Origin of the sequence: Syntrophobotulus glycolicus DSM 8271 (assembly GCF_000190635.1) — a bacterium.
Taxonomy (GTDB): Bacteria; Bacillota; Desulfitobacteriia; order Desulfitobacteriales; family Syntrophobotulaceae; genus Syntrophobotulus; species Syntrophobotulus glycolicus.
On sequence record NC_015172.1, the window covers coordinates 1,740,819 to 1,761,309 of the forward strand.

At 44.3% G+C, this 20,491-nt stretch carries 19 protein-coding genes and 1 tRNA gene; 14 read left to right on the forward strand and 6 right to left on the reverse strand.

The window, feature by feature from the left end; all coding sequences use genetic code 11:
- The first annotated feature begins 21 nt into the window (after window positions 1-21).
- The 7 genes from SGLY_RS08545 (at window position 22) to SGLY_RS08575 (ending at window position 5,749) form a co-directional block, all read left to right on the forward strand.
- Complete coding sequence (locus SGLY_RS08545) at window positions 22-2,127, forward strand: N-6 DNA methylase (protein ID WP_013624883.1); 2,106 nt, start codon at window positions 22-24, stop codon at window positions 2,125-2,127.
- A 57-nt stretch (window positions 2,128-2,184) separates the two neighbouring features.
- Window positions 2,185-2,889, forward strand: coding sequence for a tetratricopeptide repeat protein (locus SGLY_RS08550; protein ID WP_013624884.1), 705 nt, complete (start codon window positions 2,185-2,187; stop codon window positions 2,887-2,889).
- Between the two features lie 18 nt (window positions 2,890-2,907).
- Window positions 2,908-3,816: a polysaccharide deacetylase family protein gene (locus SGLY_RS08555; RefSeq protein ID WP_013624885.1), complete on the forward strand. Its 909-nt coding sequence runs from the start codon at window positions 2,908-2,910 to the stop codon at window positions 3,814-3,816.
- Between the two features lie 445 nt (window positions 3,817-4,261).
- Entirely contained in the window at window positions 4,262-4,576 is a 315-nt protein-coding gene (locus SGLY_RS08560) for a hypothetical protein (protein ID WP_013624886.1), read from the forward strand.
- A 57-nt stretch (window positions 4,577-4,633) separates the two neighbouring features.
- Window positions 4,634-4,720, forward strand: a tRNA-Leu gene (locus SGLY_RS08565).
- Between the two features lie 139 nt (window positions 4,721-4,859).
- Entirely contained in the window at window positions 4,860-5,096 is a 237-nt protein-coding gene (locus tag SGLY_RS08570) for a hypothetical protein (RefSeq protein WP_013624887.1), read from the forward strand.
- A gap of 92 nt (window positions 5,097-5,188) precedes the next feature.
- The gene (locus SGLY_RS08575; RefSeq protein WP_013624888.1) at window positions 5,189-5,749 is read left to right on the forward strand and encodes a UbiX family flavin prenyltransferase; all 561 of its coding nucleotides are present in this window, start codon (window positions 5,189-5,191) and stop codon (window positions 5,747-5,749) included.
- A 50-nt stretch (window positions 5,750-5,799) separates the two neighbouring features.
- Here SGLY_RS08575 and SGLY_RS08580 read toward each other — a convergent pair whose 3' ends face one another.
- Window positions 5,800-6,147: a cupin domain-containing protein gene (locus SGLY_RS08580; RefSeq protein WP_013624889.1), complete on the reverse strand. Its 348-nt coding sequence runs from the start codon at window positions 6,145-6,147 to the stop codon at window positions 5,800-5,802.
- 168 nt (window positions 6,148-6,315) lie between these two features.
- Here SGLY_RS08580 and lepB point away from each other — a divergent pair, with 168 nt between their 5' ends.
- Together lepB and SGLY_RS08590 are read left to right on the forward strand one after the other, a co-directional pair.
- The gene (gene lepB, locus SGLY_RS08585; RefSeq protein ID WP_013624890.1) at window positions 6,316-6,876 is read left to right on the forward strand and encodes a signal peptidase I; all 561 of its coding nucleotides are present in this window, start codon (window positions 6,316-6,318) and stop codon (window positions 6,874-6,876) included.
- 12 nt (window positions 6,877-6,888) lie between these two features.
- On the forward strand, window positions 6,889-8,304 hold the full coding sequence (locus SGLY_RS08590; protein WP_013624891.1) for an ATP-binding protein: 1,416 nt from the start codon (window positions 6,889-6,891) through the stop codon (window positions 8,302-8,304).
- A 13-nt stretch (window positions 8,305-8,317) separates the two neighbouring features.
- On the opposite strand, the gene SGLY_RS08595 is transcribed toward SGLY_RS08590, so the two are convergent.
- On the reverse strand, window positions 8,318-9,412 hold the full coding sequence (locus SGLY_RS08595) for a DUF362 domain-containing protein (protein WP_013624892.1): 1,095 nt from the start codon (window positions 9,410-9,412) through the stop codon (window positions 8,318-8,320).
- Between the two features lie 167 nt (window positions 9,413-9,579).
- Between SGLY_RS08595 and SGLY_RS17130 the strand changes: the two genes are divergently transcribed.
- The gene (locus SGLY_RS17130; protein WP_013624893.1) at window positions 9,580-11,616 is read left to right on the forward strand and encodes an HD domain-containing phosphohydrolase; all 2,037 of its coding nucleotides are present in this window, start codon (window positions 9,580-9,582) and stop codon (window positions 11,614-11,616) included.
- A gap of 33 nt (window positions 11,617-11,649) precedes the next feature.
- Here the strand turns inward: SGLY_RS17130 and SGLY_RS08605 are convergent, their stop codons facing one another.
- Window positions 11,650-12,549, reverse strand: coding sequence for an RluA family pseudouridine synthase (locus SGLY_RS08605; protein ID WP_013624894.1), 900 nt, complete (start codon window positions 12,547-12,549; stop codon window positions 11,650-11,652).
- A gap of 126 nt (window positions 12,550-12,675) precedes the next feature.
- On the opposite strand from SGLY_RS08605, the gene SGLY_RS08610 reads away from it, so the two are divergent.
- Genes SGLY_RS08610 through SGLY_RS08620 form a run of 3 tightly spaced genes read left to right on the forward strand, consistent with a single transcriptional unit; the run spans window position 12,676 to window position 16,354 of the window.
- On the forward strand, window positions 12,676-13,791 hold the full coding sequence (locus SGLY_RS08610; RefSeq protein WP_013624895.1) for an aminopeptidase: 1,116 nt from the start codon (window positions 12,676-12,678) through the stop codon (window positions 13,789-13,791).
- Window positions 13,792-13,817: 26 nt separating this feature from the next.
- Entirely contained in the window at window positions 13,818-14,756 is a 939-nt protein-coding gene (locus SGLY_RS08615; RefSeq protein ID WP_013624896.1) for a D-2-hydroxyacid dehydrogenase, read from the forward strand.
- 5 nt (window positions 14,757-14,761) lie between these two features.
- On the forward strand, window positions 14,762-16,354 hold the full coding sequence (locus SGLY_RS08620) for a tRNA nucleotidyltransferase/poly(A) polymerase-related protein (protein ID WP_041445267.1): 1,593 nt from the start codon (window positions 14,762-14,764) through the stop codon (window positions 16,352-16,354).
- Here SGLY_RS08620 and SGLY_RS08625 read toward each other — a convergent pair.
- Both SGLY_RS08625 and SGLY_RS08630 read right to left on the reverse strand, forming a co-directional pair.
- The gene (locus tag SGLY_RS08625; protein ID WP_013624898.1) at window positions 16,347-17,510 is read right to left on the reverse strand and encodes an aminotransferase class I/II-fold pyridoxal phosphate-dependent enzyme; all 1,164 of its coding nucleotides are present in this window, start codon (window positions 17,508-17,510) and stop codon (window positions 16,347-16,349) included. The genes SGLY_RS08620 and SGLY_RS08625 overlap by 8 nt on opposite strands.
- Window positions 17,507-18,001, reverse strand: a complete 495-nt coding sequence (locus SGLY_RS08630; protein WP_013624899.1) for an Lrp/AsnC family transcriptional regulator — start codon at window positions 17,999-18,001, stop codon at window positions 17,507-17,509. The genes SGLY_RS08625 and SGLY_RS08630 overlap by 4 nt, the downstream gene beginning before the upstream one ends.
- A gap of 187 nt (window positions 18,002-18,188) precedes the next feature.
- On the opposite strand from SGLY_RS08630, the gene SGLY_RS08635 reads away from it, so the two are divergent.
- On the forward strand, window positions 18,189-18,743 hold the full coding sequence (locus tag SGLY_RS08635; protein WP_013624900.1) for a hypothetical protein: 555 nt from the start codon (window positions 18,189-18,191) through the stop codon (window positions 18,741-18,743).
- On the opposite strand, the gene SGLY_RS08640 is transcribed toward SGLY_RS08635, so the two are convergent.
- Window positions 18,740-20,395 carry an FAD-dependent oxidoreductase gene (locus tag SGLY_RS08640; RefSeq protein ID WP_013624901.1) on the reverse strand — a complete coding sequence of 552 codons (1,656 nt, stop codon included), beginning with the start codon at window positions 20,393-20,395 and terminating at the stop codon, window positions 18,740-18,742. The genes SGLY_RS08635 and SGLY_RS08640 overlap by 4 nt on opposite strands.
- Window positions 20,396-20,491: the final 96 nt, after the last annotated feature.

Below are 20,491 nucleotides of genomic sequence, written 5' to 3' on the forward strand. Positions count from 1 at the left end.
CATAAACTGGAGATATTTTACATGAAAAAAGAGCAGGATGAGCTGAAATATGTTGATATCGATGAAGCAGCCAAACAATTTGGCGTCTCGGCAGGGACGGTCAGAAACTGGATGAATTCCGGTCAACTGCTGAAAGCCGTCAAAATTAAAAAAAAACTGTTCCTGAATAGAGAAGAGGTTTGTTCCCTGAAAGAAGAGATTTTTTCCGGTCGAATGCCGAGACTTCAAAGCAGACGAAATAAGCGTGCTGTCAGAGGACGCTTAATCCCCGGGGAATATGTAAACAGCAGGGCAATCAACGCCTTTAATGAGAATTTGTTTGATCTGATTACCTCAGAAGCGGGTAGAGTCAAAAGCAAGCTCATCTTGAGTGAGATTGCGCTGAATCTTATGCTGGAGGCAGGAAAGATCGCCTGCAAGTCAGACCCCGAGGACAAGAGTCTGGTCTGGATGCTGATCAATCAGCAGATCGACTGTGGATGTTTCAGCGGATTGTTCAGCGAGTTTTTGGAGGATGATCTTAAAATCCAAGAGGCTGATGCTGAATGTTTACTTCGTGTAAAGAAACTGGGGATCCCGAACGAAAGAGGGAAAGATCTTTTAGGGCTGGTCTATATGACAATTTCCCATAGGGCCGCCAGAATAAGCAATGGCACCTACTATACGCCAGGCTCCATCGTAGAGAAATTGGTCCCCAAAGGCCTGCATCTGGTCGAGCGGGAATTTCCCCGGATATTGGATCCCTGCTGCGGATCAGGCAACTTTTTGCTGACGGTTTTCTTAGCTTTAAAATCAAATTTAGTCCAAAAAGGTCTTCCCCCGGGCGAAGCTGAGAAATTACTTCTGGAAGAATGCATCTTTGGTTTTGATATCGATTCTACAGCGGTATGGTTGTGCAGGGTCAATCTTCTATTGCTCTGCGACACAGATTTTGTCCCCGGAAACTGGCACATTCAATGCGATAACGCGCTCATGGGCCACAGTAAGAAAATATCGGGCAAATTTGACCTGATCATCGGAAACCCACCCTGGGGATCTGATTTTTCCGGAAATGAGCTGACTGAATATAGAAAAAGATATGCGACAGCACGGGCATCCTTTGATTCTTTCAGCATCTTTATTGAGTATGCCCTGAAAACATTGAATGAAAGAGGAATTGTCGCTTACATTCTGCCCGAATCTATTCTTAAGGTCAGAACCCATCTTCCTGTCCGCAAAATACTTTTGGATGAAACGCACATTGAGTCAATCGAAAAATTGGGAAATCAATTCTCCAGGGTATTTGCGCCGGCCATATCTCTGCTTGCCCGAAAAACCGAGATTCATGATTCCGGACATCAAATCCAAATTGAAAATATTGACGAAAAGAGGATCATTTCACAAAAGCGGTTCGCAGACCATCACCTACTCTTTTTCAACATCTGGTCATCTGAACGGGAACATCGGATTTTGAAGCATATGGACAATCTGGAGGGAAAGTTGAATCTGAAAGATTTTGCCGATTTTGCTCTGGGGATCGTGACCGGAAATAACAAAGAACTGGTATTCAATCAATTGCCTGAAGGGGGAGAGCCGGTTCTTACCGGGTCGCAGGTATACAAGTACAACTATTATACTGAAGGCAGCTATTTCGTGTTTAAACCGGAAATCTTTCAGCAGACCGCCCCGGAAGCTTTTTACCGGGTTCCGGAAAAAATAGTCTACCGGTTCATTAATGAGAATCTTGTCTTTGCGTATGATGACCGGAAAGTAGCGGCAATCAATAGTGTGAACGTATTGATTCCACACCTGCCGGGGTATAGTGTAAAATATATCCTCGCTATTTTAAATTCCCGGGCAGTACAGTTTTTTTATACATACACCTATGCTTCTGTAAAAGTACTGCGGACCTATCTGGAGTCTATACCCATTCCTCCCTGTAACGAAAACAGGCAGTCTCAGATCACAGGGCTTGTAGACAAGCTCTTGGCCAGTAATGATTCCCTGACCAGACAGAACCTTTATGAAGAACTGGATCGGATGATCATGCAGCTCTATGGGTTTAATGAGGCCGACAGGTCAAGAATTATCGAAAAGACCGGAAAAGTTAAATATCTGTCCAAAGAAGGGTATTCAGATCTTGGTTAAATTTGATAAGATAAATCTAATCGATAAGACTTAAAGTATTTTCCTAAGGAAAAGAACATGAAAAACGCGCAAAGAATAGGAATAGGGGTATTCTTAATCTGTCTCCTGGTTGTGGCAGGAGGCTATTGGCATGTCAAAAAAACAGCGAGCAGTAAGACGGCAAACAGTACGGCAGCTCATCCGGCACAAGATCATCTGACAGAAGACCAGCCAGGAGCAGTTGCTCCAGACGAGACAGTCCCGGCAAAGGTCGAGCTTTCACCATCTCAGGTTGAAGCCTTGAGCTGCTATGAGAGGGGTTTGACGCTGTATTATGACCATAAGATTGCCGAGGCCCTGGTCTTATTTAACCAGGCATTGGATTTGGACCCGCAATGCTATCAGGCGATCAACGGCAAAGGGGCCTCCTATGCTTTTCAGGGCAGGTATTCTGAAGGAATAGAGTTAATTGAAAAAGCGATCCAGATGAAGCCGGATTTCGTTTATGCCCGGTTTAATCTTGGATTAGCCTATGAACTTGCCGGAAGATGGGATGAGTCCATCAAGGCCTATCACGAAGCTCTGAAAATTGATGACGAGGATGTCTGGAGTTACTATGGAATTGCAAGCATCTATGGCCGTCAGGGAAATGTGAATAAGGTGATAGAATATCTTAAACCGGCTATTGCCCTGGAGTCGGAAGTCAAGGCTGTAGCAAGGGAAGAAAAGGATTTTGACCCTGTAAAGCATGATCTGCGGTTTATTGAATTAATAACGAAATAGATTGCGGGGGGAAAACATTTGTCCAAGAAAAAACTGCTAATCATGGTTATGTCCCTCATCACAGTGCTTGGCGGCTCAATAATTCTGGCCGTATATTGTGACGGGCAACGAAAGACCATACCGGGCACAGTCAGTACAGAATCAGATGCTTCCTCTAAAACAGATCCCTCGTTAAATACGCCGGCGGCTTCAAAGAACGGACCTTCTGCCGGTGAAGGTGTGCCTTCACCTCTCAGAGAAGCCCTTAGGACCGTTCCAACCGGCTTTCCGCAGGTTCCTGTTCTTTATTATCATTCAATCATGACGGAAAGGGGAAATGTACTGAGAATCCCGGTCGAAGAGTTTGCCGAACAGATGAAATACCTGTCTGAAAACGGGTATCATGTAATCTCCTTAAACCGGTTATATGATGCCTTCAACGGTGTTCCTCTCCCGTCAAAGCCTGTTGTGATCACGTTCGATGACGGATACGAGGATAATTACCTCAATGCCTATCCAGTAATGAAGAAATATGGCTTTACGGGTACAATATTTATGGTATCAAATTACGTAGATGGGACAGGTTATCTGAAAACTGAACACCTGCGGGAGCTTCAGGCAAACGGCTGGATAATCGGCGGGCATACTGCCGAGCATATCAATCTTCCTACCGTCAGTGCCCAGGAAGCCTTGAAAGAATTACAGGAATCCAGGCAGGATCTGGAGAAGATCCTCGGTGCTGAAATAAGGTATTTTGCTTACCCTTTTGGCGGATACGACAACAAGATCATCGAGATGGTAAAGGAAGACGGATATGAGATTGCCTTTACCATAAAAAAAGGATGGATAAAGCCGGGTGAGGATTTATTTCTTTTAAAAAGAGTTTATCTCTATGCCGACATGGGCATGGATAAATTCATTGACCGGCTGACCCATCCTGAATATTAAAAGATCGGGGATAGAAAGCTGTAAGGCTTCTGATAAGCGCCTTATTTTTAGATTAATTTGATCATAAATTATTTTTCCTATTCTCCGGAAATTTCTTAAAATCTACTGCTCGGTTTGCATAGCTGAAAAGAGACCTTAACCAGACATCTTATTGCCAAAATATTTTGAATTTGTGGTATGATAGATAATAAAAAGGGGGGTGTTGTAAAAGAAAATACTGCTTATATGGTGTTTGCAGCGCTTTATTAATATTGTGTTGTGGGTGCAACAGGTAAATCAGATCAAAACCGGATACATGGACAATAAGGCTTATTGGCCTGGATAAAAGAGCAGGGAGTGTATTTTATCAGAAATACTTCCCTGATGAAATTTTACGGATAGATTAACGATTATGATGAGTGGACCCAGATCGCGACTAAAGAAAAGAAAAGAGGATGTTTTTACTATGGCTAAATATCATATTTTTGGGATTCGTAGAAATCAAAGTATGCCTGATATTGAATTTAAACTGTTAAAAGCTTTTGGTGATGATTTAACCCCTGAGCTTGAGGAAAAAGAAACCGGAAATATTATTGTGTATAGAGCACTCAGATATGCTGTAAGTGAAGACTTCCGCATGACTTACGGGGATTTCGGAGACTATATTTTTATCAAAGAAACTGTTTTGGATATTATTAAAAACAAACTGAACATTGAAATCATCGGTACTGTCGAAGAAGAGGACATTCCAAAGAGGGCCGGCATTTTGGTTAAGCTCTAAATTAATAAATAGTGTTGACAATACGGTCTCATTTCAATATAATGAATTTTGTCAAACGCGGTCGTGGCGGAATTGGCAGACGCGCTAGTTTCAGGTACTAGTGGGAGCAATCTCGTGGAGGTTCAAGTCCTCTCGACCGCACCAAAATTTGTTTGAACCCCGCTGTTCATGCGGGTTTAAGAGTTTTTTGAACCGAGTTTTTCGGTTCTTTTTTCATACCCTATGGGAATCAAGGTACTTTCATATCCCTAACTAGATTCCTTTAAAATGAGGGGGAAAATAGATGAATTTAAAGAGAATGGCCATATTTGCCGCACTTGTGATTGGCCTATCCTCTATCGGTTATTTTTGTTTAACAGGAGGCTTTTTTGCAAAGGATTCCGTGACTGAAAATAATCCTGATGAAATGAAGAAGGTAATTGCAGAGGTATCCGACAAAAACAAAATGGAGGATATCACAATTTTTGAGTCAGAAGAGATTTCACAAGGGCTCGTGAGCAGGGAGATACCTATCCGATAGTTAATCTCTCTGTTTTTTATTTTTAAGTTCGAAGATTATGGTATATAATTGAAGAAATCAGTCAACATCTCCCTGTGGGTGGAGGAATGAAAATGAAAAATCGCTTTATTGTTGGCATTACAGGCGCCAGCGGTTCAATTTATGCGGATAAACTGATCAAGGTTCTGGTTGAAAAGGGTTATGAGGTTCACGTTGTCCTTACGGAAACGGGTCTGAAGGTTATGGAATATGAATGTGGGCGAAATGCTTTAACGTTCTCTGCCGGAGTGATTGTCCATTCCAACCAAGACCTCTTTGCCCCAATTGCCAGCGGTTCTTTCCGAAGCAAAGGGATGGTCGTTTTACCAAGCTCAATGAATACCCTTGGACACATTGCGGGAGGCACGGGCGACGGTCTTTTGTCCAGAGCAGCCCAGGTCATGCTGAAAGAAAGACGGCCTTTCATTGTTGTCCCCAGAGAGACTCCCTATACTATCATCAACATTGAAAATATGCTGAGGATAGCTAAGGCAGGAGGCGTGATTTTGCCGGCATCCCCAGGGTTTTATCATCATCCTGAATCAATGGGGGATTTAGTGGACTATATCGTCGGCAAAATCCTGGATATTTTAAATATAGAGCATGATCTTTTTCAACGCTGGGGTGAAAAATAAAGCAGAGCGCTAAGCTCAATGGCTTAACGCTCTGGAAGTATCTTCATCGATTATTTTTCTCCCTCTTCAGGAACGATACAAATAAAGGTAAAGGGCTCCTCGCTGATATTGCGGAACTGGTGCAGTTTTCCTCCCGGAACATAGGCAAAACCGCCGGCTTCTACAACATGATCTTGCCCGTCAAGATGACATTGACCTTTACCGCTGAGGATATAGTTAATGTGCGGCCAAGGATGAGTATGTCTCGGAGTACAGCCGCCCTCTCCAAGTTCAAAGACTCTTAAACAATATCCGTCCCAGCCGTTTTCAGGAGATACCAGTACCTTTTTCACAGCATTTTTGATTTCCGGGGTGTCAATTTTTATTCCTTGAATGTCTTTAAGATTAGAAATAATCATTTCATCACTCCTTAATGTTTACCGCATAATTGAACTCAGTTCCATTATAGCTATTCTGGGGGAGATTGACTATAAAATATATTTACAATAGATAGAACAGGAGTATAATCAACATAGGAAAGAATCAAACGGAAAAAAGTACCAATACAACTGATGGAAGGAAAGCATATGAACAAAATCGTTAAAACAGTGATTGAATGGATCGTTATTATCGGTATCGCTTTTGGGTTGTCTATTCTGATCAGAAATTTTGTGGTTGATACAAGGATTGTGCCTACCGGATCAATGCTACCCACAATTCAGGAGCAGGACAGACTGATCGTGGACCGTTTATTTTATCAGTTCCAGACACTGGGCAGGGGAGATGTCATCGTGTTCAAAGCGCCGGAAAAGTCCGGGAGTAGCGAAGATCTGGTCAAGAGAATAATCGGGTTGCCCGGAGAAAAGGTTCAGATTAAAAACAGTAAGGTTTATATTAATGAGGCAGAGCTCAAGGAGCCTTATGTTCACAATATCGCTGATTATGAATACGGGCCGGTAACCGTTCCGGCGAACAGTTATTTAGTTTTGGGAGATAACAGGTCTGAAAGTTATGACAGTCATAAATGGGGGTTTTTACCCGCTGAAAATATCTTAGGTAAAGTATTGATCAGATATTGGCCGTTAAATACAATAGGGCCGCTTGAAGGGCCGCCGGCTGATTATTTGAGTGCCAAGGAACAATCATAAGGAAAGTGGATAATGCTCATGAATGTGATTCATCATTTGGGTGCAAGCACTCAATTTACTGATCGGTACAAAAGATTAGAACTGTCTATGAACAGCCTGACGGTTTTTATGGATATTGCCAAGGATCCTGTTGTAAAAAAATTCAAGAGGCTTCTGCACAGCCTTGCCCGGAAAAAGCCTGACCAGGAAGAAATTCTTCTGTCTTATTTTGCTTTTTTAAACTCACTGGCAGAAAACAGCTGGCGGGATTATCTTGTGGAAACGCTTCTGCGGACGGCCAATTTTTTTGCGGAGGCCGTCGCTGAAAAGGATGTGACAAAAATCTCGCTTTCCCTGCAAACTAAGGCCGGACGGGATATGGAAATTATTCAGGAAGCCGCTGGTCTATCTTCCCAGGAGATAATCGAATACGTAAAAGCCAGCTTGGCTGAACAGTTTTCGGACAGGCAAAATCAAATCTTTGAAGGGCATATTTATCCCGAGAACTGGCCTGTTTGGGACAATGCCATCAACTGCGACTTTCAGGAACAAAGTAAAGAAGCCCCGGCTATGCGGTGGCTGAATAAAGAAAAAGCGGCTTTGAAAAGGGAGTTTTTAGGGGCGAGTAGATGGAGCAGTATTCTGGACAAGCTTGCTGCTTATTATGCCAAAGTGGGCTGGGGTATTTTCAGCAAATACATGGTATTTCATTTTAATGAGCAAACCGCGGGAAAACTGGAGGGAATTGCCAAGCCTGATCCGGTCATTTTAAATCAATTGATCGCCCAAGAGAGAGAACAGAAGATTATTTTGGACAATACCGAATATTTTTTAAGAGGATATCGGGCAAATAATATAATTCTCTATGGGAACAGGGGAACAGGGAAATCATCTTTAGTTAAGGCATTGCAGAATGAGTATCCTGACAGAAAGCTGAGAATTGTTCAGCTTAAGAAAAATCAGATCGGATATTTCCCTGAGTTTGTTCAACTATTGGCAGGGTTTCCTTATAAATTTATTGTCTTTATCGATGATTTGTCCTTCGATAACCTGGAACAGGATTATAAAAATCTTAAGTCCTTGCTTGAAGGAGGAGTTGAAGCCCGTCCCGATAATGTTCTTATTTATGCGACATCCAACCGCAGGCATCTTGTCAGGGAAACCTTCGATGAGAGATCAGGAGATGAGGTCCATGTACAGGATAATATTGAAGAAAAGCTTTCTTTGGCCGATCGGTTCGGTATTACAGTGACATTCCTTTCTCCTGATCAAAGCAGCTACCTGCGGATTGTCGAAGGATTAGCGGAGCAGGAGGGTATTTCCATCCCCAAAGAAGCATTAAGACAAAAAGCGCTCCAGTGGGTCATGATGCACAATGGGCGGTCAGGTCGAACGGCCAGGCAGTTTCTTGACCATCTTCAGGGTGAATTGGACATCAAAAAAGAATGAAGCAAGAGGGCCTTTAATTCAATTTTTCCTTAAGAAAAGTCAAGATATCCAAAGCTTTGGGAGGACAACCGGTTAAACTGAGGCTGCAGCCGGAAGCACATGATCCGATCCCCAGGCCGTCCAGTTTCTTTTGTTTGAATCCCTGTCCGATCTTAATCCGCTGTGTAAGCTTGGACAACCTTCTTTCCTCTTCCAGTCTGCACAGAGCATGGATAAGACTGCCGGTACAGGCGGAACAGGCTTCTGATTCATCGATATACTGCATTAGCTTTTTGGCCTTGGTACCCGGCTTGTACGTACCCAGGCTTTTATGATTTGTTCCATATTCAAAAATGTTGGCCTGCTCAAAATGCGGATTGCCAATCTTCAGTTTTTCGGCTATGTCCAAGTAATCAATATCAGTTTTGGAATATCCGATTAATGAGGCACAATAACAATCTGTCAGGAGAATGTCTTGCCCGGCAATAATTCTGTCCATCTCAACCGGATTGCCGCCTTCCTCAAAGGTCAGGTCTCCATTGAGGGCATCAATGATATTCAAGTCCGGCCGCAGCAGTTTGGCAAGATAGGCAATAGGCTTATGGAGTCCTAAAGCATGGAAGCGTCTTTTTTCACTGTCCGGGATACATCCTTTGAGGTTTTTCAAGGCACAGGTGAACTGAGTCTGACAATGAGCTTTTAACACCGGGATGTTAATCAAATAATCTGTATTGAGCGCCCGTTCACAGATTTTCAGGTTGAGATCGCCAAAGCTGAGTGTTTTATATGAATCATCTTTCAGGTCATAGAGCGGTACCTGGTATTTGCGGGATAACTCTTCATATCCGCAAACCTTAAAGGCCCGGACGGTACTGTCACCAACCCAGGAGCCTTCAATAACAGAAATATTCCGGCAGCCATTATCCCGAAGGTAGCGGATCAGGCCTTCAACGATTAACGGTGAGGTGGTTGCTCCTTCCCGGGCCGGTTTTGCCACGACAAGATTTGGCTTGAGCGCAATTTGCATATTGGGGTCAAGCTCAGCCGCCAACTGAATTTTGTCCATCAAGATTTGAATCATTTCCAAGGGGTTTTTACCATAAATGACATGCAGCTCGTTTTTATTCATGTGAGGATCTCCTTAAGGAAATTGTATGATTTAGAAATATTTTGGGCGATATTACAATTTTATGAAAAAATAGCTGTTATTGATTGTTTGAATAATAAGATTGTACTACAATAGAATGAAAGAATAAATAAGAATAGTTCATCATGTAATTATTCTGGGAGATTAAGATGCACCTGCAAGAATTATCAAGCAATAATACCATACTCAATGAACTTTCTGATGAAGAACTTATCGGGAAATATCATCATTTTGGAGATATTGTTTTTAAAATATCCAGTGGTTTTGATCAATTTGCTCTTGACCAGTATGAAGCACATATGAACTGGTCTTTAGAAAAAATAGGAGAGTACTTTGAAGCTGACCGGGCTTTTCTTTACCAGTATACTGAGGATGGGAACACTCTGAGCTTATCGACTAAATGGTGCAAATTTCCGATTGAGTCCAGAATAGTCCATTATCAGGACCTGAGCGCGGAAAAACATGGGTGGCTGTTTTCAAAGATCAATCAAGGTAATCGTCATTTTATTTTCATTGATGATCTTGATGCGCTTCCGCCCGAGGCCCATCAGGAAAAAGAAATGTTCAGGGAGAATAATACAAGATCTTTTTTTGCTGTTGTTCTACGGATGCAAAACAAGTCAATTGGCTTAATGGGACTGGAAACAGTCCGTAAAAAATGTATGTGGACGAAACACCATTTGGCGCTTTTTGGTATAGCTTCCGGCGTTTTTGCCCAGGCCCTGGGGAAGAAATGGTCGGCGAAAAAGCTATTAAGTGAAACGGATTTAATGAGTGTAACCTTAAATACCCTGCAGGAAGCAGTGATCACGACCAATCCCGATCTAGAAATCATAATGTTAAACCGGGCGGCCGAGAAAATAACCGGTCTGGTTGAAAAATGCGCGCTCCATAAAAAGATCACGAAAGTCCTGCAGATTTCTCCCGAAAAAAGAAAAAAATTCAGGAATATCTGGGAAGACCTCGAAGCGGGAGCAGACTTGATGGAAATTGAGGATTTGGTTTTAACAGATAAATGGCAAAACAACAAAAGTATTTCCTTAAGTGTATCTTCTATCTTAAATCAAGAGGAGATTATTGGCAGAGTATTTGTGATTAAAGATATCACCGTCCGCAAGAGAAGTGAAGAAGAAATCAGAAGCCTCGGTTACTATGACGGTTTGACCGGTCTTTACAATCGGGCTTTTTTCGAGATGGAATTATTAAAATACAATAGTCCATCGTTTTTGCCTCTGAGTATCGTTATTGCCGATTGCAACGGATTAAAAATTGTCAATGATGCCTTCGGACATGAAGAGGGGGACCGCCTTCTCTGCAAAACGGCGCAGATCATCAAAGATTCCTGCCGCAAAGACGATATTGTAGCAAGAATCGGCGGTGATGAATTTGCGATCATTCTCCCCGGAATCGGAAAAGCGGATGTGGAGAAAAGAATTGTCGAACGGATCAAAAAAGTCTGTGTCCAAGAAAAAAACCTGGTCGTTTCACCAAGCTTGGCTATGGGTATCGCAACAAAGGAACGGCCTCAGGAAGATATTAATGTGATCCGGCGTAAAGCCGAAGATTATATGTACAGCATTAAACTGACTGAAAATAAAAGCATGCGCAGCTCCATGCTGATGTCTCTGCGTAAAAGCCTGGAAGAGAGAACACATGAGACCGAGGATCATGCCAGCAGGATGCGCACCTTATCCACTGAGCTCGGGAAAAAAATCGGTCTTAATGAAGCCCAAATGACGGAAATCGCTTTATTGGCCTTACTTCACGATATTGGGAAAATTTCGACACCCAGTGATATCCTCAATAAGCCGGGGAAATTGAATGATGATGAATGGGCCATCATGAAAAAACACAGTGAGGCAGGATACCGAATCGCCGTTTCTTCGCCCGAGCTGGCCTTTATCGCGGATTATATCTTAGGGCATCATGAAAGATGGGACGGAAAAGGCTATCCGGAAGGGCTGAAAAGGTATCAGATTCCGCTGCCTTCAAGAATGATTGCTGTTGTTGACGCTTATGACGCGATGACCAATAATCGCAGTTACAAAAAAGTTTTAAGCAAAGAAGAGGCGATCGAAGAACTGAACCGAAATGCGGGAACCCAATTTGATCCGGCTATCGTCAATGCCTTTATTCAGATGCTTAAAGCACAAAATGAGGAAAACAGTGTAAAGAGTAAGCTTTAACCACAGGAAAGAGAGTAGGTTTTTCTCTTCATTCTATATTTTTGGCATCAGTGAAGCCATGTCCGCAGGGAGAGGGGCTTCAATTTTTATTGGCTGTCCGGAAATGGGGTGGATAAAAGAGTAATGAAATGCATGCAGCGCCTGCCGTGCAATCAGTTCAGTCTGGCCCCCGTAAAGATCATCCCCCACCAGAGAATGGCCGATGGCTTGGCAGTGGGCTCTGATTTGATGGGTGCGTCCGGTTACAAGAGTAAATTCAAGCAGAGAATAGTACGGGTATTCTTCCAGAACTTTATACAGGGTCAGGGATTGTTGTCCGTCAGGATGGGTCTCACGGACAATTCTGCTGTCGGGAGCAAGACGGAGAGGCAGGGCAATCTCTCCAGCGGATGATTTTAGATGACCGTGAACAAGGCCAAGATATTTTTTCCCCACAAGATGATGTTGGGACATCCAGGCCAGTTGTTGATGGGCATATCTGTTTTTCGCAATCATGACAATCCCGGAAGTATTTCTGTCTATGCGGGAAATCGGTCTGAAAGGCAGGGAAAGACCGTTCTTTTTCCAATAGCCGGTGACGGCATTGGCCAGTGTTCCTGAACGATAGACAGAGGTGGGATGAACAACCTGCCCGGCGGGTTTATTTACGGCCAGTAAAATTTTGTCTTCAAATAACAGGTCAAGATCCGCATCTTCAGGGCTTACGGAAACATCTTCTTCTTCTGCAAAGTCTATGGTTAAGGTTTGCCCGGACCGGCCTCTTATATTTAAATAAGAAAACTTCCCATCAAGCCAAACATGCTCGCCGGTCTTTAATTTTTGAATGAGTTTGCGGGAAAAATGAAATTGACGCCGCAGGATTTCTTCTAATTTTCTGTTTTCGTCATTCTCGGTTAAACAATAGATGAAACGGTCTTGGTCTTTTTCTGGCATAAGATATCTCCAAAATCGGCAAAATGTAAAATAATTTTCTCTGGTTAAGAGGAGAATAGATAAAAAGGAAAGAATAAAACAATTTGCAAATCCAAAAATGATTAATGGAAAAAAGGAGTTTTGCTCATGAATGATCCGCGTATCGACAACTTGGCATCCATCCTTATTGATTATTCGGTTGAATTAAAAACCGGGGAGAATATCCTGATTGAGGTTTCTGGCCTGGAGATACCTTTAGCAAAAGCAATAGCCCGTAAGGTCTATGAAGCAGGCGGAGTCCCCTATATCTCCATAACCAATCATACCTTACAGAGGGAAATATTGAAAGGACTCTCTGTCGAACAGGCCCAGAACATGGCCCGCTGGGATCTGGCAAGAATGAAAGATATGCAGGCCTATATAGGGATCAGAGCAGGGGAGAATGTGAATGAACTGGCAGATGTGCCTTCCGAGCAGATGAAAATTTATATGTCCCACTATTCGCAGCCGGTTCACTCCGAACAGAGGGTGAAGCATACCCGCTGGTGTGTAATGAGATATCCCAATCCCTCGATGGCTCAATTGGCCGAGATGAGCACAGAGGCCTTTGAGGATCTTTATTTCCAGGTATGCAATCTGGATTATTCTAAAATGTCCAAGGCTATGGACCCGTTGAAAGAATTGATGGCAAAAACTGATCGGGTAAAAATTATCGGACCGGGGACAGACCTTGCTTTTTCCATTAAGGGTATGCCGGCAATAAAATGCGATGGCAAAATGAATCTCCCCGATGGGGAAATATTCACCGCCCCAGTCATTGATTCTGTCAATGGGAAACTTACCTATAACACTCCGGCCGTTTATCAGGGATATACCTTTGAAAATATTTCCCTGACCTTTGAAAATGGAAAAATCATTCAAGCGGCTGCCAATAATACGGAAAAAATCAATAAGATTCTGGATACGGATCAGGGCGCAAGATTTATCGGCGAGTTTGCTTTAGGGGTCAATCCTTTTGTTCTAAAGCCGATGAAGGACACACTTTTTGATGAAAAAATTGACGGGAGCTTTCACTTTACTCCCGGTGCGGCCTATGAAGAATGTGACAATGGCAATCAATCTGCCATTCATTGGGATTTGGTTTGTATTCAAAGGCCAGAGTACGGCGGGGGAGAAATCTATTTTGATGATTTGCTGGTGCGCAAGGACGGCAGGTTTGTTTTGCCGGAGCTTGAGGTGCTGAATCCCGAGAACCTGAAATAAAGATGATCACGAGGAGAAATTTCGAAATGAGATTAATCAGCAGTGTTTCTCTGACCGAGGAAAACATGGGGAAATTGAGAGAGCTTTGTCCCGGAATAGAGATTGTCCAAGTCAGGAGCTTGAGTGAACCGGACGATAAGGCTGAAGTGCTCTTGACTTATGGCTGGGATGTAAAAAAAGAAACGTTGGATCTTTTTCCGAATCTGCGGTGGCTCCAATCTCTGAGTGCCGGGGTTGACATGCTGCCTTTAAAGGCAATAGCGGAAAAGGGAATCAGGCTGGCCAATGTTCAGGGGGCCCACAAGATTCAAATGAGCGAGCATGTAATCTGGTCCATGCTGATGCTATTAAGGCAAGGAGCAGTTTTTGTTCATCAGCAGGACCATAAAAGCTTCAGTGCAAAACCGAAAATAGATGAAATGTATGGAAAAACCGTGTGTATCGTTGGAGCGGGAACGATTGGCCGGGAAATCGCCTTAAAATGCTCCGCTTTTGGCATGAAGGTGATCGGGGTCTCCAGAGAGGGGAAACAAAGTGATGTTTTCTCCCGGTCCTATCAGGTCGAGAAGATGGCCGAAGCTCTTGGACAAAGTGATCTTGTCGTCGTCGTGCTGCCTTTAACGGATCAAACCAAAGGCTTTGTAAACAGGGATTTTATCGGGATGATGAAAGAGGGGACGATGCTCATCAATGTGGCCAGAGGGCCGGTAGCCGATGAGGAGGCTCTGATTGAAGGACTGCAAAACGGGCGGATCAAAGCTGCCGCTTTGGATGTCTTTGTGCAGGAGCCCTTGCCTGAAGACAGTCCGCTTTGGTCGATGGAAAATGTATTGATTACCCCGCACATTGGCGGGCGTACCATTCAGGCCTCGGAACGCATGTGGGAAGTGTTTCAGGAAAATTTAAGAAACTACCCTGATTTTTGTCGGATGAAAGGACTTATTGATCTGGAGGAAGGCTATTGATCAAGATGAGTGATTTCCAAAGGGACGTTCTTCATATTCTGCAAAACGTGTCCGACACCTGGATTGTCGGGGGAGCAGTACGTGATCAGATTCTTGGCTTGGCGGCCAGGGATTTGGATCTTGTTACCATGCTTGATCCGGTCTCAGTGCGAAGCGTACTGGAGAAGCATCGGTATAAGGTCCATCATATTGGGATACCCTTTGGAACGCTTACCGTATTTCAAGATGAGCAGAGAATAGATATCATTCATACTGATGATTTGGAGACAGATGCCCAAAGGCGGGATTTCACCATAAACTGTATTTATCAAAACAGTAAAACCGGTGAAATATTTGACCCGTTTCAAGGAAGGGAGGATTTAGAGAAAAGGCAGATCAAGACCTGCGGAAGGGCGGAGGATAGATTTACTGAAGATCCTGTCCGGATTTTGCGCATGATCAGGTTTGCTCACAGACAGGCTTTTACAATTGAAGAAAATACCTGGAAAAGCGCCCGCGCTTCCTTGGCCTTACTGGAAAAAGCGGCCCCTGAACGGACTACGGGAGAACTGGTGCAAATCCTGCTCGCCGATCGTGTGGTTGACGGAGTCAGGCTTTTGGATGAACTGGGCTATTGGGACAGGTTTATTCCTGAGTTAACGAGGCTCAAAGGACTCGTCCAAAATCAATACCACTCTTTGGATGTCTGGGAACATACTATGGCTGTTCTTCAAGCTTTGCCTTCTGATTTATTGATGAGGCTGGCCGGGCTCTTTCATGATTTAGGAAAATGGGGGACAGCTAGCCGTGAATGCACGTTGAGGGGAGTCCTCCGAAAAGGTGCCGCCGGTTTTTTTGTTGATCAGTTTAAAATCATTGGCACAAGAGGAGACAAGGAACCGGGCAGACAGTTAAAACATTTGGTTGGGCAGGGAATAACCATCCTGGGGGCAAGATTAGACAATGATCAGGACACGGTCCAATTGAAAAAAGTATTATCAGAAGAAGAGGATCTTCCCAGAGGGCTGCAGCTGCTTCCCAACGGGAAAAGGCATTTTTTAAATCACGAAAGCGAAAGTGCTCTCATCCTGAAAAAAATTCTGAAAAGATATCATTTTGCGATGTATTTTCCGGGTGCCGGTCAAAAGAGGGAAGAAGAACTCCTGTTTATTGTAGCCAGTCATTTGAAAGGAACTCTGACCTTTAGGCCTGAGCTGAGAAAAATAAAATCCCGCTTATCTTTCCAGACCAGGGCAGCTTCGCTTGTCTGGGAAATATGCTGGGATAACAGGCAGTTTCATTTGCAGTTGATACAGAATTTTCTTCTCCTTTGGAAAGCGGATTATTATGCAGGAAAGACGCATACCGGGGAAGAAGAGGAAACTTTCGAAGAAATCATCAGGCAAATCACTCAGATTGCCCTGTGGCAGGCCGAGAATATCGATAAAATAGACTGGCAGATCTTTTATCCATTCATTCAGAATAAACAACTGACAGGAAGAAGAATCGGTGAATTCAAAAATATCGTCTTACGGGAAATGATGGTGGAAAAGAGGAGCATCCTGCAAGAACCGTTTTTGCAGCAGCTCTATGCCAAATATGCGAATAAATTTATTTAATTCTTCGGGAGACAAACCTGTTCATTCTTCTTAAGGCTTCCCGGAGCTGTTCTACGGAATACGCATAGGAACAACGGATATAACCTTCCCCGCAGGGACCAAAGGCAGTGCCGGGAACAACGGCGACTTTTTCTTCTTTTAAAAGCTGTTCGGTAAACTCCTCAGAACACAGGCCGGTGACAGTAATATTCGGGAAGGTGTAGAAAGCCCCAAGAGGTTCAAAACAGGTAAGCCCCATCTCTTTATAGCCATGCAGCAGCAATCTCCGGCGGCGGTCATATTCCAAAACCATCTCACTCTTGGCCGATTCTCCGGAACGCAAGGCTTCCAAAGCGGCAATTTGAGCCATGATGGGGGCACAGAGAATCGTATACTGATGGATTCTGGTCATGGTTTGAATGATGTCAGGATGTCCGGCCGCATATCCCACACGCCATCCGGTCATGGCATGAGATTTGGAAAAACCGCTGATATGCAGGGTCCTGTTCCGCATAAAGGGAAGAGAGGCAAAAGGGGTATGTGTTCCCTCATAAGTCAAATCAGAGTAGATTTCATCTGAAATCACAATGAGATTATTTTCCGAGGCAAACCTGGCAATGGGCAGCAGGTCATTACGGGTCATGACAGCACCGGTAGGATTATTGGGATAAGAGAGAATAAGAATTTTGCAGTTTGGGGTATAGACCATCTGCAGGTCTTCGACCTGCAAACGGAAGTTATTTTCTTCACGCAAAGGGACATGGTATACTTCTGCTCCGGCCAGTGAGGCGCAGGCAGCGTAGGAGACATAAGAAGGATCGGGGATCAATATTCCGTCCCCCGGTGTGATCAGAGCGCGCAAAGCCAGGTCAATGGATTCACTGGCTCCAACTGTAACCAGAAGCTCATTTTCAGGGTCATATTCCAAACCCTGATGCTTGGCCAGATATTTGGAAAGCTCCCGGCGCAGCTCGATCAGGCCGGCATTGCTGGTATACATTGTTTGACCCTGTTCAATCGAAAAAATGGCGCTTTCCCGCATGATCCAAGGTGTAGCGAAATCAGGCTCACCCACTCCGAGGGATATGACGTCTTCGATCATGGAGGCCATATCAAAATATTTGCGGATTCCCGAAGGTTTAAGATTGGCGGCAACCGGTGACAGGTATTTTTTCATGGTGTCATCATGAGACGTTGAGGTCTCTCCTCCTTACCTTCGAATTCCACACCATCTTCTTTATAGCGTTTAAGAATAAACCGTGTGGAGGTATTTTCAATTACCTCAAGAGGGGACAGCTTTTCGGAGACAAACTCAGCTATCTCATACATATTTCTGCCTTCAATAACCAGACAGAGGTCATGGTCGCCGGACATGAGAAACACGGATTTGATTTCCGGGAATTTTTGAAAACGCTGGGCTATTTTATCATAGCCGTGGCCGCGCTGTGATGTAACCTTAATATCAATAAAGGCGGTAACCCGGTCTTCCTCAAGCTTTTGCCAATTGACAAGCAATCCGTATTTGGCTATGATTTTTTCTTTTTCCCACTGTTTGATTTTTGCTGATATATATTCAACTGACAAGCCGGTTTGAATGGAAAGCTCTTCTGGATTCAATCGGCAGTCTTGGGATAACAAACGAAGAAGCTTTTGATCTTCAGGAAGCATGTTTTTCAAGACCCCTTTCCAGGAAATATTAATAATCATATCATAAGCGGGAAAGCAATTACAACGATTACAAAGATAATTTCAAGAAAACCCCTGTAAAACAAGGAAGATCACTCCTGGGAACACGAAGTGAACTGAGGAATACATCCGTACAATCTGAATTTTTAAAATACAGGGAGGCTTACAAATGAAGGGTAAATTTTTAAAACGATTAACAATATTTGCGGTATGGACAGTATTGCTTGGTATTAGTTTTTATACGGCTTTTGCAACAAAATCTGATACCGCAGCAAATAAAGAACGACTTCAACAACTTCAAACTGAATATTCGAACAAACAACTTGAAATTGAAGCAGAGATTGGATCTATGCCCAGAAATACTGAGGAAGATTGGAAAAAGATTAGGGAAGCTGAAAATAATCTCAAAAATATGCCTATGCAACCGGAAGCTAATCAGTTGATGCACGAATTATCAACACCAATTTCTGAACAACCCAAGGAAAATCTTGAAACAAGAATCTTTTATTCAAGAGACGCCTTAGAGACTCAAAATTATATAGCTCTCGCAGCAGATGAAAAAGATCCGGCGATTTTAGCAAGCTATCAGAAGTCCGCTAAAATTATGGAGCACAAAAAATCTCTGCTTGATCAAGTAGAAAAAGATTTCAAAGAGGGTAAAGGAACCTATGAAGAATGGAATAAACGTATTGATGAGTTAATGGCAATTGATCCGTGTCGCTAATACTCACCTTCCGTCACAATTTTATAAAACCGGTATCCTCCGGAAAGATTTAAGCAGTCAAAGCCGTTTTGAAAGAGAATCCGGCAGGCGATATAGCTGCGCAGGCCGCTCTGGCAGTAAACATATACTGTCTTGGAGCGGTCGATCTCTGAAAGCTTCTCCCGCAGAACGTTCAGGGGAATGTGAACCGCGCCGGGGATGTATCCCTTGTCATATTCTTGATCCGTGCGCACATCGAGTATCAGGGTGTTTGCGTTTTGCCTTGCTGTCGCCACGTCATGCCAATGGAATTGGCGGACCTTGTGCGTGAGCAGGTTTTCTATGGCGAAACCGACCATATTGACCGGGTCTTTGGCCGAGGAAAAGGGTGGGGCGTAACAAAGCTCCAGCTCGGCAAGATCATAAGCGGTCATTCCCGCCCGGATAGCTGTGGCAAGCACGTCACACCGCTTGTCAACCCCTTCGAAACCAATAAGCTGCGCGCCTAAGATGTGCCCCGTTTTTCTGTCAAACAAAGTTTTCATGCTGATGTTGGAAGCTCCCGGATAATAGGTGGCATGGGATGCGGAATACGTATGGATTTTGTCGAAGTCGAGCCCGGCTGCTTTTGCCCCGCTTTCGTTGAGTCCTGTGGAGGCCACGGTCATGTCAAAGAGCTTCAGTATACTGGAACCTTGCGATCCCTTGTATCTGCTGTCAAGACCACAGATGTGGTCCGCCGCAATGCGCCCTTGCTTATTCGCGGGGCCTGCCAGCGGAATATAAGCAGGGCCTTTGCTGACCAGGTGGGTGACCTCAACTGCGTCGCCAACGGCATAGATATGCTCATTTGAGGTGCGCATGTGCTCGTCCACAAGGAGCGCTCCCCGCGCGTTTGTCTCGAGACCGGCGCTTTTTGCCAAACCGGTATCAGGACGGACACCTACTGACATCAACACCATATCGGCATGAAGAATGCCGCCGTTAGCCAATTCTACCCCCAGCAAGGCCTCGTCCGGATGAAATGCCTTTACCGCACAGCCAAGCAGGAGCTTAACCCCTTCCTGCAGCAGGTAGCGGTGCACCTCGCAGGCCATGTCATAATCAAGCGGGCCGATCACATGATCCGCGGACTCCACGACAGTGACCTGAATTCCTTTGCGGACAAGATTTTCCGCCATCTCAAGGCCGATAAAACCGCCCCCGACGATAACCACCGTTTTCGGGCGGGCGTTTTGTATGTGCTCTTGGATACGGTAAGTATCGGGGATGGTCCGCAGAGTAAAGATACGCGCATCCTCAATGCCGGGCAGCGGTGGGCGGACAGGCTCCGCTCCTGGCGCCAGGATCAGCTTATCATAGCATTCCTCATCGTCTTTTCCGTTTTCCAGATTCCGTACCAGCACGATCTTACGGGCGGGATCAATGGTAATGGCTTCCTGTCTGATCCGTACATCCACCGCAAACCGATTCCGGAAGCTCTGCGGCGTCTGCAGCGTAAGTTCTTCTTTGTCTGTAATCTCGCCGCCTATGAAATAGGGTAACCCGCAGTTGGCGTAGGAGATATATTCTCCGCGCTCCAGCAGGATGATATCCGCCTTTTCGTCCAGCCTGCGCAGACGGGCTGCTGCTGAGGCACCGCCGGCCACGCCACCAATAACCACTGTTTTCACACGCTCACCGCCTTCTCTGTTTTTCCCGAACCTGATTTATTTCGGTAAAAAAGCATGTTCATTCCTCCAATAGATAGTGCAAGGGCGGGCAGCTTA